General features: G+C 35.7%; 15 protein-coding genes. 10 read left to right on the top strand and 5 right to left on the bottom strand.

Translation table 11 applies throughout. The features are described from left to right. The first annotated feature begins 90 nt into the window (after positions 1-90). On the top strand, positions 91-387 hold the full coding sequence (locus BXY82_RS08435; protein WP_208293689.1) for an N-acetyltransferase: 297 nt from the start codon (positions 91-93) through the stop codon (positions 385-387). 66 nt (positions 388-453) lie between these two features. On the opposite strand, the gene BXY82_RS08430 is transcribed toward BXY82_RS08435, so the two are convergent. After that, positions 454-795 carry a hypothetical protein gene (locus BXY82_RS08430; protein ID WP_133757763.1) on the bottom strand — a complete coding sequence of 114 codons (342 nt, stop codon included), beginning with the start codon at positions 793-795 and terminating at the stop codon, positions 454-456. Here BXY82_RS08430 and BXY82_RS08425 point away from each other — a divergent pair. Next, entirely contained in the window at positions 794-973 is a 180-nt protein-coding gene (locus BXY82_RS08425) for a hypothetical protein (protein ID WP_133757762.1), read from the top strand. The two genes, BXY82_RS08430 and BXY82_RS08425, sit on opposite strands and share 2 nt — an antisense overlap. 94 nt (positions 974-1,067) lie before the next feature. On the opposite strand, the gene mtaB is transcribed toward BXY82_RS08425, so the two are convergent. The 3 genes from mtaB to BXY82_RS08410 form a co-directional block, all read right to left on the bottom strand. After that, entirely contained in the window at positions 1,068-2,408 is a 1,341-nt protein-coding gene (mtaB, locus tag BXY82_RS08420; protein ID WP_133757761.1) for a tRNA (N(6)-L-threonylcarbamoyladenosine(37)-C(2))-methylthiotransferase MtaB, read from the bottom strand. 225 nt (positions 2,409-2,633) lie between these two features. Further along, a complete protein-coding gene (locus tag BXY82_RS08415; protein ID WP_133757760.1) occupies positions 2,634-3,809 on the bottom strand; it encodes a GlmU family protein in 1,176 nt (391 codons plus the stop codon). Positions 3,810-4,022: 213 nt separating this feature from the next. Then, the gene (locus BXY82_RS08410; RefSeq protein ID WP_133757759.1) at positions 4,023-4,274 is read right to left on the bottom strand and encodes a type B 50S ribosomal protein L31; all 252 of its coding nucleotides are present in this window, start codon (positions 4,272-4,274) and stop codon (positions 4,023-4,025) included. A 259-nt stretch (positions 4,275-4,533) separates the two neighbouring features. Here BXY82_RS08410 and BXY82_RS08405 point away from each other — a divergent pair, with 259 nt between their 5' ends. The 7 genes from BXY82_RS08405 to BXY82_RS08375 all read left to right on the top strand — a co-directional run bounded on the left by BXY82_RS08405 (position 4,534) and on the right by BXY82_RS08375 (position 11,473). Continuing rightward, positions 4,534-5,043 carry a DUF4199 domain-containing protein gene (locus tag BXY82_RS08405; RefSeq protein ID WP_133757758.1) on the top strand — a complete coding sequence of 170 codons (510 nt, stop codon included), beginning with the start codon at positions 4,534-4,536 and terminating at the stop codon, positions 5,041-5,043. A gap of 57 nt (positions 5,044-5,100) precedes the next feature. Next, positions 5,101-6,048 carry a glycosyltransferase family 2 protein gene (locus tag BXY82_RS08400; RefSeq protein WP_133757757.1) on the top strand — a complete coding sequence of 316 codons (948 nt, stop codon included), beginning with the start codon at positions 5,101-5,103 and terminating at the stop codon, positions 6,046-6,048. 66 nt (positions 6,049-6,114) lie between these two features. Next, positions 6,115-7,842 (top strand): phospho-sugar mutase, encoded by a 1,728-nt coding sequence (locus BXY82_RS08395; protein WP_208293688.1) that lies wholly within the window; start codon positions 6,115-6,117, stop codon positions 7,840-7,842. Further along, positions 7,843-9,669: an ABC transporter ATP-binding protein gene (locus BXY82_RS08390; protein ID WP_133757756.1), complete on the top strand. Its 1,827-nt coding sequence runs from the start codon at positions 7,843-7,845 to the stop codon at positions 9,667-9,669. Between the two features lie 278 nt (positions 9,670-9,947). Next, positions 9,948-10,490: an RNA polymerase sigma factor gene (locus tag BXY82_RS08385; RefSeq protein WP_133757755.1), complete on the top strand. Its 543-nt coding sequence runs from the start codon at positions 9,948-9,950 to the stop codon at positions 10,488-10,490. 33 nt (positions 10,491-10,523) lie between these two features. After that, positions 10,524-11,036 (top strand): hypothetical protein, encoded by a 513-nt coding sequence (locus BXY82_RS08380; RefSeq protein ID WP_133757754.1) that lies wholly within the window; start codon positions 10,524-10,526, stop codon positions 11,034-11,036. Continuing rightward, entirely contained in the window at positions 11,033-11,473 is a 441-nt protein-coding gene (locus BXY82_RS08375; protein WP_133757753.1) for a sensor of ECF-type sigma factor, read from the top strand. Before BXY82_RS08380 ends, BXY82_RS08375 begins: the two co-directional genes overlap by 4 nt. A gap of 85 nt (positions 11,474-11,558) precedes the next feature. Here BXY82_RS08375 and BXY82_RS08370 read toward each other — a convergent pair whose 3' ends face one another. Continuing rightward, on the bottom strand, positions 11,559-12,605 hold the full coding sequence (locus BXY82_RS08370) for a WD40/YVTN/BNR-like repeat-containing protein (RefSeq protein WP_133757752.1): 1,047 nt from the start codon (positions 12,603-12,605) through the stop codon (positions 11,559-11,561). Between the two features lie 154 nt (positions 12,606-12,759). On the opposite strand from BXY82_RS08370, the gene BXY82_RS08365 reads away from it, so the two are divergent. Further along, positions 12,760-13,971: an RsmB/NOP family class I SAM-dependent RNA methyltransferase gene (locus tag BXY82_RS08365; protein ID WP_133757751.1), complete on the top strand. Its 1,212-nt coding sequence runs from the start codon at positions 12,760-12,762 to the stop codon at positions 13,969-13,971. Positions 13,972-14,092: the final 121 nt, after the last annotated feature.

Raw genomic sequence — 14,092 nt, 5'->3', positions numbered from 1 at the left:
GCTTATTTTTCGTAAATTTGTAGGACAAAGCTATATAAAAATGTAGTGACTACACCCTTCCTAGAGTTGAAATAAATTAAATATAGAATTATGATTGACGCAACAGAATTAGTTGACAATGATTTCTTACGTCAATTTGAGCTTAAAGTTGATGACGATATAGCTAAAATTGAATATTCTCTCCAAGACCGTAAGATTTTTTTGACTAAAATGGTAATTCCTGAAAGCATTGCCGCCGAAGAATTTGAGAATGAATTTTTAACCCTGGTTTTTGAAAACATTTTAGAACGCAATATTAGCGTTGTGCCCACAAGCCCAGAGATCGCAAAATTTTTAAGGCGAAACAGAAAATATAAAAAGATGTTACCTGTAGGCATTAGAATTTAAGTTGCAATACTGAAAAAAAATATCCAAAATTAACTTTGGATATTTTTTTTTACTTGATGCTAAAGATTATGAACCAGACTTATCATAAATCAAAATAAGATCTTTTTTATCAACTATTTCAGTGTAGTTTTCATTGTAAACAGGTATTGCACCATTATATACAAATGTCAGCTTGCCTTGATGTACAACTCCAACCTTTCCATTTAAACTGATACTCTCTGCACCAATTTGAATGTACTCTGTAGCAAATCCAATACTACCTTCAGAACACATTTCTTCTACCTTATAGATATCTGTGGTATCATCTATTAGACTAACTTTTAATTCAGGATTATAGGTGTCTTTAGAAGTGACCACCCCATGTTTATCAAATATGAGCTTTTCATTGACTTCACACTCTGTCTCCATGAGCAAATTGGTATTGGCTATGCCATCTAAATTCATGTCTAAAGGAATTGTGATAGACCAGGACGTTAGTTTCCAATTGCCAAGAACAGGATTATTGGCATCGTCTTCAGTGCAGCCTGAGCTTAGAATGAAGCAACTTAATGCGCAGAATAAAAACGATGATTTAGCCATAATATGATATAGACATGGGAAACGGAATCGAAATTATGGATAAGGACCTGTGAATTGAAAAAAACAGGGCAAACGGTATAAAAGTCAGATGAAACAACAATTTAGCGCGCCAATATCTTTAAAAATTCAAAGCGTACAATGCCGTCTTCGTCAATTTTAGTCAGCTCAATATCGTGCAGAGTGTTGACTAAAGCAGGATTCCATGGTGTTTTTACTTTAATATAGTTCTCTGTAAACCCGTGAATATAGCCTTCTTTATTCTCACTTTCAAACAACACCGTTCTGGTACTCCCCAATTGGCTTTCATAAAATGCACGACGTTTTTTAGCTGATAATCCACGTAACATTTTACTGCGCTTTGCTCGCACCTTTTTAGGAACGACACCATCCATAACTGATGCCTCAGTATTGTCTCGTTCAGAATATGTAAACACATGTAAATAAGAGATATCCAATGTGTTCAAAAAATTATAAGTATCTAAAAAATGGTCATCAGACTCTCCTGGAAAACCTACAATAACATCAACACCAATACAAGCGTGCGGCATGACCTCCTTTATTTTTGAAACACGATCTACATAAAGTTCTCTCATATACCGACGTTTCATTTTTTTAAGAATATCATTGTTGCCACTTTGTAGAGGAATATGAAAATGAGGAACAAATGCTCTTGATTTAGACACGAGATCTATTGTTTCATTTTTTAGAAGATTCGGTTCAATAGAAGAAATTCGCAAACGCTCTATCCCCGCTACCTGGTCTAATTGTGTAACTAAATCCAAGAAGGTATGTTCATGCTTTTTATTGCCGAACTCCCCTTTGCCATAATCGCCGATATTAACTCCCGTTAAAACAATTTCCTTAATATTTTGTGCCGCAATTTCTCTAGCGTTTTTAATGACACTTTCCATGGTATCACTACGCGAAATGCCGCGTGCTAGAGGAATTGTACAATAGGTACACTTATAATCGCAACCATCCTGAACTTTAAGGAAAGCACGAGTTCTATCGCCTATAGAATAACTACCAACATAAAAATCGGCATTTTCAATTTCACAAGAGTGGACTTCTCCAGCGCCCTTATTGCGTTCCGGATTATTGATCAACTCATTGATATAGCTGGTCAGATTGAATTTTTCAGTAGCACCAAGCACCAAATCCACACCATTAACATCAGCCAACTCTTGGGGCTTCAATTGCGCGTAACAACCTACGGCTGCAACAAAAGCATCAGGATTGACCTTTTGAGCCTGCTTCACGATAGATTTAAAGCGTTTATCGGCATTTTCAGTAACGGAACATGTATTAATCACATAAATGTCTGCAACCTCATTAAACTCCACCCGATCAAAACCTTCATTGATAAAACTTCTGGCTATGGTAGAGGTCTCAGAAAAATTGAGTTTACAACCTAAAGTATAAAATGCTACTTTCTTTTTCATAGTATCGTCTTCAGTTCAAAAAATCAGTAGCTGAATCTAAACCGATGCCGCCTGATTTTAAAAGTAAAAAATGCCTTTAACGTAGTTTTTATTCGAAGATGCAAAGTTACGCAATTGTTTGAAAGTAATACCCATATCAACTCTAAGAGTGCAGATTTATAAATTAAATACCAAAAGAGTATTTTAAGAGCATTTAGAGCAGATAAATGGGCACTGTACACTTTCTTAATCGCGCCTGAACTTTTTACTGAGTTCAAAAACATGACTCAAGATGGCTTTATCCATGTCAGTAAATTCCAACTGACGTCTAGTCATCACAACTTCTGTCACTTCAAAAGCTTTTTTAGTCAAATAAGTTGTAAACCCTGAAGCGCCACCCCAACTAAAACTTGGTATAAAGTTACGTGGATAACCACTTCCAAAAATGTTGGCACTCACCCCCACAACCGTACCTGTATTAAACATGGTATTGATGCCACATTTACTATGATCGCCCATCATCAGGCCACAAAATTGCAATCCTGTCCGGGCAAAACTTTCACTCTCATAATTCCAAATTCTCACTTCAGCATAATTGTTTTTCAGATTAGAGGTGTTGGTATCTGCACCTAAGTTGCACCACTCTCCAAGAACAGAATTTCCAAGAAATCCTTCATGCCCCTTATTACTGTAACCAAATAGCACGGAACTATGCACCTCTCCTCCTAGCTTACAATATGGCCCAACGGTTGTTGGTCCATAAATCTTACTTCCCATTTTAACAATAGAGTGCTCACACATTGCCAGAGGACCTCTAATAAGGGCACCTTCCATGATTTCCGAATCCTTACCTATATAAATAGGTCCTTTGCTCGCATTTAGCGTTGCAAACTCTACAACAGCACCTTCTTCTAAAAACACATTATGGGCTCCTAAAACATTATTGGTAGCAGATAAAGGCTGTGAGGTCCTTCCGTTTGTAATTAAATCGAAATCTTGTTGAATAGCTTCTGCATTTTTACTGAAGATATCCCAAGTATGTTCAATTTTAATAGCATCGCCATCGTATTCAATAGCTTCAAATAAATCAAATTCAATATCTTCTTGTGCATCTTTAGTATAAAAAGCTATGACATCTTCATCCTTGAAAATGGCCTGATTTTCCCCAAGATTTTTAACCATATCTACCAGTTCGTCTGTAGGAAGAAAGGAGGCATTGATCAACACATTATCCTCTAGCTCCACCATGGGATACTTTTCAGATAAATAGTCTTCCGTAATCGTTGTAGTTGTGGTGCCCAAAAACATGTCCCATTTTTCTCTTATGGTCAATATTCCAATTCTAATTTCTGCTACTGGTCGCGTGTAGGTAAAAGGCAAAAGACTATTTCTAGATGGCCCGTCGAAAAGGATATAGTTCATGGATTATATTAGAAGTTAATTGAATACAAAAATAAATTCTCAATAAATTTGATAACAAAAAAAAAGGGATTACTTCCGACCCTAGTGATCTAAGTTTCACTATTGCAGATTATGTAATTGTAATCTTTTTAGGGCGCAAAAATAAGTTATTTATAGAAAACAAAAAAAGCCTTCAGTTAATATCTGAAGGCTTTTAATATCTTGGACACTAAATTACTTTTTGAATTTAGCGTATTTATTTTTGAATTTATCAATACGTCCAGCCGTATCTACTAACTTAGATTTACCAGTGTAGAACGGGTGAGATGATCTTGAAATCTCCATCTTTACAAGTGGATACTCCACACCGTCCACATCAATAGTTTCATTTGTATCTGCTGTAGATTTTGTCAAAAATACGTCTTCATTAGACATATCTTTAAATGCTACTAGTCTATAATTTTCTGGATGTATACCTTTTTTCATCTCTAAATACTTTAAATCGTTCAATTTTTGGAAGTGCAAATTTAAGTATTTTTTCCTTATGTGCAATACATTTACTTTTATTTTTTGCCAATTTGATCTGCGATAAAAAAATTGAGGGTTGAGACGTCTTTAAAATAGGTTCATGCAACTTAAAATTTTCACTATTATAATAATGGGTTGCACACTTTCTATGTTTAAATTGTAACGTTTATATATATTTGCTTACTAACAAACAAACCAACCCTTCAAACCACTCACTATGGAAACACAAAAACCATCCATCAAACCAATAGCGTATACCTATGGTCTCTACTTAGCACTCGTAAGCATAATCATTCTAGTCATTATGTATGTGGCAAATTTACAACAAAGCTGGATACTCTCAGCGGTGAGTTCTCTAGCATCCATAGTTGTTTTGGTTTATGGCATAAAAACATACAAACACCAAAACGCGGGTTTTCTAACCGTAGGTGAGGCTATAAAAGTAGGCTTGGCCATTGCTGTAATTGGTGGCATCCTTGCCGCTATTTATGCCTATCTACATTATGCTTATATTTATCCAGAATTTATTGATATGGCAAGAGACAAAGCCTATCTCGACATCTCGGAGCAAAACCCAAACATGAGCGAAGAGCAGATCTCTAAAACAATGGAAATCAGCAATATATTTATGACACCTATGTTTTTCAGTCTCACTACCGTTATAGGGTCATTACTTTTTGGGCTTGTAGTTTCAGTGATTGCTGGTTTAGTTATGAAAAAAGATTAAGTAACTTTCTAACTAATTTAGTTACTTTTGAAACATCACTATTTTGAAACCTCATAAATGAACATATCAGTAGTTATACCACTACTCAACGAGCAGGAATCGTTAACTGAATTACATGAATGGATTGCAAAAGTGATGCTGTCCAATCAATTTTCCTATGAAATCATCTTTATTGATGACGGAAGTACTGACGATTCATGGAAGGTAATTCAGCAATTATCACAGATAGACCACAATGTTAAAGGTATCCGTTTTTTAAGAAATTTCGGAAAATCCCAAGCGCTTCATGCTGGTTTTGAAAAAGCACAAGGCGATGTAGTGATTACAATGGATGCGGATTTACAGGACAATCCTGAAGAGATCCCTGAACTTTACAGAATGATTACCAACCAGCATTATGACTTGGTCTCGGGTTGGAAAAAGAAACGTTACGATTCCGTGATTTCAAAAAACCTCCCGTCTAAGCTTTTTAATTGGGCCGCACGTCAAACCTCAGGGGTAAAATTGAACGATTTCAATTGCGGACTCAAAGCCTACAACCTTGACGTGGTAAAAAATATTGACGTTAACGGTGAAATGCATCGCTACATCCCTGTTCTGGCAAAAAATGCCGGATTTTCCAATATTGGCGAAAAGGTTGTACTGCATCAAGCTAGAAAATATGGGACTACAAAATTCGGCATGAACCGCTTTATTCACGGTTTTCTCGATTTACTTACTATTTGGTTCCTTTCCCGATTTGCCAGGCGCCCAATGCATCTCTTTGGTGCACTTGGAGTGATCATGTTGATTATTGGTCTTGGGTTTACACTCTATTTGGGCATCGACAAAGTTTTCTTAAACCCTGGTGGACGATTAATCACCGACAGACCACAATTTTATATTGCCTTATCCACCATGGTAATTGGAACCCAGTTTTTTATTGCCGGCTTTTTAGGAGAAATTATTTTACGTACTAAAGAGGACAAAAAACGCTATCTTATTAACGACGAATTGAATTTCTAAGGTTTAACTCGGGTTAACATTTTTTGAATTCCTTATTTTTGCAACATAAATCTTAATCATATCACCATGATCCACATTGAGCCAAAAATTCTAGATCGCATCAATACCTGGTTAACACCAACTTTTGATCAAGACACCCGAGATAAAATTAAAGATAGCATTGCTTTTCAACCTGAAGAGATTCAAGATGCATTTTATAAAGATCTCGAGTTTGGTACTGGTGGTATGCGTGGCATCATGGGTGTAGGCACCAATCGTATCAATAAATATACGCTAGGGAGAAACACACAAGGTTTAAGCAATTATTTGCATGAACAATTCCCTAACGAACAGGTTAAAGTGGTAATTGCTTATGATTGCAGACATAACAGTAAATCTTTGGCTAAGATTGTAGCTGATGTATTTTCTGCGAATGATATTAAAGTGTATTTATTTGAAGATTTACGTACCACCCCTGAATTATCATTTTCAGTCAGGCATTTGGAATGTCATTGTGGTATTGTACTAACTGCTTCCCATAATCCGCCAGAATATAATGGATATAAGGTATATTGGCAAGATGGCGGACAGTTGGTACCACCTCAAGATGCAGAAATTGTTAGCAAAATTAATGGATTGGACTATTCTGAAATTAAATTTGAAGCCAATGATAATCTGATACAATACATAGGAAAAGAGGTAGATAACGCTTTTATTAATGCATCAGTCAAAAACGGTAACTTTACCAGTCAGCAAACTAAAGATAATTTAACGGTTGTATTTACGTCCCTTCATGGCACTTCAATTACGACAGTACCTATAACCTTAAAACGAGCAGGATATACTAACGTGCATTTAGTTAAAGAGCAAGAAACTCCTAATGGTGATTTCCCTACGGTTAAGTCGCCCAATCCTGAAGAACCAGAAGCATTGCAAATGGCCATGGAACTTGCAGAACAAGTGAACGCCGATATTGTTATTGGCACTGATCCTGACTGCGACCGATTAGGTGTTGCTGTAAGAGATTTGGATAATAATCTTGTGCTTTTAAACGGTAATCAGACCATGTTGGTGATGACCGATTTTCTATTACAACAATGGAAGAAAAAAGGTAAGTTAGACGGAAATGAGTTTATTGGCTCAACCATCGTATCGACTCCTATGGTAGAAGTATTGTCGAAATCATACGGTGTAGACTACAAAGAAGGTTTAACCGGATTTAAATGGATTGCCAAAATGATCAAAGATTTTCCGGAACTCGACTTTGTTGGTGGCGGCGAAGAGAGCTTTGGCTATATGGTGGGCGATTTTGTACGCGATAAGGATGCTGTCACCTCTACCCTCTTGGCTTGTGAAATTGCAGCCCAAGCCAAAGCAGATAGCAGTTCATTTTATGAAGCCCTATTACAGTTGTATGTATCTCATGGACTCTATAAGGAATTTTTAGTTTCCATCACGAAAAAAGGAATGGAAGGCGCTCAGGAAATCAAGCAAATGATGATTGACGCTAGAGAAAATCCATTGAAAGAAATAAATGGTTCTCCAGTAACGCGAATTGAAGATTACCAACTGTCAAAAACGAAAAATTTCCTTACTGGTCAGGAAGAAGAAATTACGATTCCGAAATCAAACGTCATTATCTATTACACTGAAGATGGAAGCAAGATTGCTCTGAGGCCAAGTGGAACTGAACCTAAAATAAAATTTTATCTGAGTGTAAATTCCCCGCTGAAATCTATTGAAGAGTTTGCAGAAGCAAATACCCAGTTACAGCGTAAAATTGACGCCATATTAAAAGATATGCACCTTAATTAAATGGAATATTTAAAGAAGTTTTATCGGTTTATTGTTCCTTATAAAAAGTTTGCCTACCTCAATATTTTTTTCAATATCCTATATGCGTTATTTAGCACCTTATCATTTGTCGCATTAATACCGGTATTCAAGGTTATTTTTAATGATCAACGCGAAGTTATTGCCAAACCTACCTTCAAAGGATTGGGCAATGTTAAAGGCTATGTCGAAGACTATCTCAATTATTTTATAGGAGATAAAATTGACACTTATGGCGATTTTAAAGTGCTAATGTTAATGGTTGGCCTCATCATAAGCATATTCCTGTTAAAAAACCTCTTTAACTATCTAGCCATGTATTACATCACATTTTTAAGAAATGGCGTGTTGAAGGACATCAGAAACGTGCTGTTTGATAAAATTGTTTCCCTTCCATTGGCTTTTTATTCTGAGAAATCTAAAGGCGATACAATTTCGCGAGTGAGTAGTGATGTTGATGAAGTAAAAAATTCTTTTTTAGCGATCTTAGAAATGATCGTAAGAGAGCCCCTAACCATCCTTTTTTCGCTGGTAGCAATGTTGATTTTAAGTGCAAAATTAACTTTATTCGTTTTTATTTTTATTCCAATATCAGGATTTATCATCTCTAAAGTTGGTAAATCTCTCAAAAAAGGCTCCTTAAAAGTACAGCAGGAACAAGGTGTTTTTCTATCTATCCTTGAAGAAACCATGACGGGCCTACGCATTATTAAAGCTTTTGACGTTGAACATGTTTTTGCCAAAAAATTTGAAGATTCCAACCAACGTTATTACACATATTCCAATGCGCTTCTAAATAGACAGAATTTAGCATCGCCAATTAGTGAATTTCTAGGTATTATTGTGATTGGAATTTTATTGGTTTATGGCGGTTATTTAGTTTTTGTTGATAATTCTATGGATGCGAGTTTCTTTATAGGATACATCAGTTTAGCCTATAATATTTTAACTCCAGCCAAGGCCATTGCCAAAGCTAGTTATGGCGTAAAAAAAGGAAATGGCGCGGCTAATCGGATTTTAGAGTTTTTAGAGTCTGAAAATACTATAGAGGAAATTGACACGCCTGTGGTTAAAGAAACCTTTGAATCTGATATTGCGGTAAACAACATTTCATTTAAATATCAGGACGATTTAGTGCTTAAAAACTTCAATCTTAATGTTCCTAAAGGTAAAACCGTAGCACTTGTTGGGCAATCTGGAAGTGGTAAAAGTACGATCGCAAATTTACTGACGAGATTTTATGATGTAAATGAGGGTAGTATTTGCATAGATGGCGTCAACATCAAGGAGCTGTCATTATCTTCTTTAAGAGGTATGTTGGGTGTGGTCTCTCAAGATTCCATACTTTTTAATGACACCATTAAAAACAACCTCAAAATTGGAAAGCAAGATGCCACAAATGAAGAAGTTATAGATGCCTTAAAAATAGCGAACGCTTGGGAATTTGTAAAAGAGCTTCCTAAAGGTATAGAATCAAATATTGGCGATTCTGGGAATAAATTATCTGGAGGACAAAAGCAACGATTAAGTATTGCAAGAGCTGTATTAAAAAACCCACCTATCATGATTCTAGATGAAGCCACGTCTGCTTTAGATACTGAAAGTGAACGATTGGTACAGTCTGCCTTAGAAAATATGATGCGCAACAGAACATCTATCGTTATTGCACATCGCTTATCTACTATACAAAATGCGGATGAGATTGTGGTGATGCAAAAAGGTGAAATTGTAGAACAAGGCAAACACACTGATCTAATTGAAAAAAATGGTGTTTATAAAATGCTAGTAGACATGCAAAGCTTTGAATAACGCTTACTACACATAAATGAAGAAAAGGATGCCTCATACGCGTGGCATCCTTTTCTTTTAGTATCAATGCTTGGGGAATCACTGATAACTTAGCAGGTTAGTTAGGCTAATATATACCATTTTATAATTATAATCAATAAAAAATTGCATTTTGTCGATTATTATATACGTTTTAGCGATAATAAAATTATATATAACTGATTTTCAATTCATTATATAATTTTGATTATTACTTTAAACTTTTTACTCCCATTATAGTCTTATTAAAAAACGTTTCTGTGCAAAACGATGCTGCTCTTATTTCAAAATTAACCTCTAAAGACACCAAAGAGTCGGCGTTTAAGGAATTGTTAGCCTTATATAAAGAACGTTTATATTGGCACATAAGAAAGATTGTTATTTCTCATGATGATGCTGATGATGTGCTGCAAAACACCTTTATTAAAGTCTATAAAAATATTCATAACTTTAAAGGTGAAAGCAAACTGTTTTCTTGGATGTATCGTATTGCCACCAATGAAGCCATTACGCACTTAAAGCATAATGCCAAATTAAAAAACATTACCAATGAAGAATTGCAAGATCAAACTTTAGACAATCTTCAAGCTGACGTTTATTTTGAAGGTAATGAGATCCAATTGAAATTACAGCAAGCTATGGCAACCTTACCTCAAAAACAGCAATTGGTGTTTAATATGCGGTATTTTGATGATTTAAAGTATTCCGAAATGTCAGATATTTTAGAGACCAGCGAAGGTGCATTAAAGGCCTCATACCATATTGCAGTAAAGAAAATTGAAGCATACTTGACCAACGATTAAACCTTTCGACAAATAATCTGTCCTACTAATAGCATGAAAAAAAGTGAGTTACATAATATTAAGGAACCAGGGTACAACACCCCTAGTTCGTATTTTGACAACTTTGATGATCGGCTATTTAAAAGATTAGCGGTTCAGAAAGATCTGTCGGAAATAGATGTGCCTGGATTTAAAATTCCTAATGATTATTTTGAGAATTTTGAGACTCAATTGACTGAGCGACTCAACGCTATAAAGGAACCAAAAATAAGGCCTTTAATGTCTTGGAGACATGTCGCCTTTATGTCAGGTGCTGCAGCGGTACTTTTATTGATGTTTACTGTGTTTTTAAAAACTGAAGTTCCATTATCCATTACTCAGGTTGAGACGGCTTCTATTGAAATCTATCTTAACAATGAAAATCTAAATACTTATGATATTGCCTCCTATTTAAATGCTGAGGATATTATAGCAGATGACTTTGTGGCCAATACCTTTACAGATGAATCTTTAGAAAATTACCTACTTAACAATACTTCTATTGAAGACTTAATTAATGAAAAATGAAAAAAATAATCCTCATGTTATGCGTAGTCCTAACCTCATGGACTACATTTTCTCAACATTCAGAAAAAAGAGAAAAGATAAAATCGTTAAAAGTAGCGTTCATTACTGAGCGTTTAGAATTGACAACTACAGAAGCCCAAAAATTTTGGCCCATCTATAACACTTATGAAAGCAAAAAAGACGAGCAAAGACGAATGGGCTATGAAAAACGAAAACAAATTTCAGAAGAAATGACTGAGGCCCAAGCTAGGGCTATGTTGAAAGACTTTGTGGCTTTTGAAAAAGAACGTGAAAATTTACGCTCCAACTTTGTAGAAAACTTACTGAAGGTCATGCCTGCTAAAAAAATTATTCAATTAAAACTTGCGGAAGAAGAATTCAATAGGAAAATGCTGCACGAATATAAGAAGCGACATGACCGGAACAATAAAAATTAGAAAACCTAAAAATCGTCTAGTAAAACAAAAAATCCCAAATTCCGACTTTTCGAAATTTGGGATTTTATATGCATATTAGTGACGGCTATTTAAAATCTAGTCGCGAGATTCTCCCTTTTCCTGCAGCATAAGCCACGCTATCATTTAAAAAGCGAAGCGTATAAAAGCCTTCATCACTTAAATGTTTCCACGTATTGCCACCATCGTATGAATAATCAATCCCGTTAAATCCAACAGCAACCAGCGCCTTCCCTCCTTTATTGGGAACATACTGCACACAACTCCTATAACCTGGTTCTTTACCATCGCCTACTATATTCCAAGTTCTACCTCCATCTGTCGTTTTCATTTTATTAGCTGTAGTTAGCCCTGGTTTTGTATAATCGCCACCAATAGCAAATCCATTGTTGGCATCATAAAAATCAATGGAATAAATTCCAGTTGTCGCTTCTCCATTAACCATTGGGGTTTCAAAAACCTCCCAAGATTTCCCTTTATTTGGAGAAAATAAAATACGGCTGGTTTTTCCCCCAGTCGCTACCCATGTATTGTCCCCTACAATAGCAATATTACTATTACTGGCTGCAAATGCTGCCTCCCCTTCTTTTACTTTTGGTAGTTGATCGCATGCAATTTTACTCCAAGTATCACCACCGTCACGCGTAATAATGATACTCATACAATCCTCCGTTGGATCACCAATAGCAACCCCTTCTTGAGCATTCCAAAACGCCAAAGCATCATAAAACACCTTTTCATGTTCTTCTTTATAAACAACTTCCATTGCTCCTGTTTCACCAGTTTTATATAGCAATGCCGGATTTCCAACACTTAACATAAAAAAATCATTTACGGTTCTAGCCACAGCCCTAAACTGTAAATCTAACGTATCGTAACTCTGTTTTGCCGTTCCCCATTGATTGGTAAGCGGATTATACAGCCCAAATACCCCATTATTGGCTGCAAAGGCAATGCTCTTATCTGAAGCTACATCTATCGCCCTAATGCTAAGCAGTGAGTCTGCGTAAATGGTTTCTATCTCAACAGTATCAACAGTTTTCTTAACTTTTTCCTCATCATTTTTGCAAGAAAAAATTGTTGTCAACACTAAAATAAAGAGTACTATTCTCATCGATATAATTTTTCTGGAAAGGTAATTGTTTTCGCATTAAAAATATTAAATTAAGGCTACATTCGCAGCATTTTAGCGTAACTTTGCAATCGCAAATTTTTATATTAAACTACAGTCGTTTGATAAAACGACTCACAATAAACAACATCACAAAATGAGGTTACACAGAAATCTAAGTTTTGCAGTTATTGATGGATTGATGCTCATTTTTAATGAAGGTCAATACGCTGACAAAGTCATACAACAACTATTAAAACGCGACAAACGCTGGGGAGCCCGCGATCGCGCTTTTGTAGCAGAAACTACTTACGATATTGTAAGATGGAAACGACTATATGCAGAAATTGCCGAAGTTAAGGAACCATTTGATAGAGATAATATTTGGAGAATGTTTGCCGTTTGGGCCACTTTGAAGGGCATTAAACTGCCAGACTGGTCTTATTTTGAAAATACACCTACCCGAAAAATCAAAGGGAAATTTGATGAACTTTCAAAAATTAGAAAATACAGAGAGTCTATTCCAGATTGGATGGATGAATTGGGCGAGAAAGAATTGGGCGCAGAACTTTGGACCAAAGAAATCAGTGCTTTAAATCAACAAGCTGACGTCATTTTAAGGGTTAACACCTTACAAACAACCAAAGAGAAGCTTCAAGCCGAATTATTTGATTTGGATATTGAAACAGAATTCCTAGCAAATCATCCTGACGCTTTAAAATTAAAAGAACGGGCTAATGTATTTCAAACCGAAGCCTTTAAAAATGGCCATTTTGAAGTACAGGATGCGTCCTCACAATTAGTGGCTGAATTTTTAAATGTAGAACCTGGCATGCGCGTTGTAGATACGTGTGCAGGTGCAGGCGGCAAAACATTACATATTGCAACATTAATGCAAAATAAAGGCCAGGTAATTGCACTTGATATTTATGGCAATAAGCTTAACGAGCTTAAACGTAGAGCGAAACGCAACGGCGTTTTTAATGTTGAAACACGTGCGATTGAAAGCACCAAAGTCATCAAAAAGCTATATGACAAAGCTGATCGTGTATTGATTGATGCACCATGTTCAGGTTTAGGCGTACTGAGAAGAAATCCGGATGCCAAATGGAAATTGCAACCAGAGTTTATTGAGAACATCAAAAAAACCCAACAAGAAATTTTGCAACAGTACGCAAGAATCGTGAAATCTGGAGGTCAATTGGTATACGCAACATGCTCGATTTTACCATCAGAAAACCAAGACCAGGTGAGTGAATTTTTAAAATCTGAGATAGGTAAAGATTTCACGTTTATGAAAGACGAAAAAGTCTTGTCTCATAAATCAGGTTTTGACGGATTCTATATGGCTCTAATCCAAAAAAAATAATATATACAATTATATTAAGATACTAGAAAAAGCATTTTTTACTGGAGAAGAATAGCTTATCAATTATCACAAAAAGCGATCTCTAATAGGTCGCTTTTTTTTATGCGACAATTTAAAATAA

Source organism: Gelidibacter sediminis (assembly GCF_004364975.1).
Lineage (GTDB): Bacteria > Bacteroidota > Bacteroidia > Flavobacteriales > Flavobacteriaceae > Gelidibacter > Gelidibacter sediminis.
This window is presented reverse-complemented; position numbering and strand designations above follow the sequence as displayed.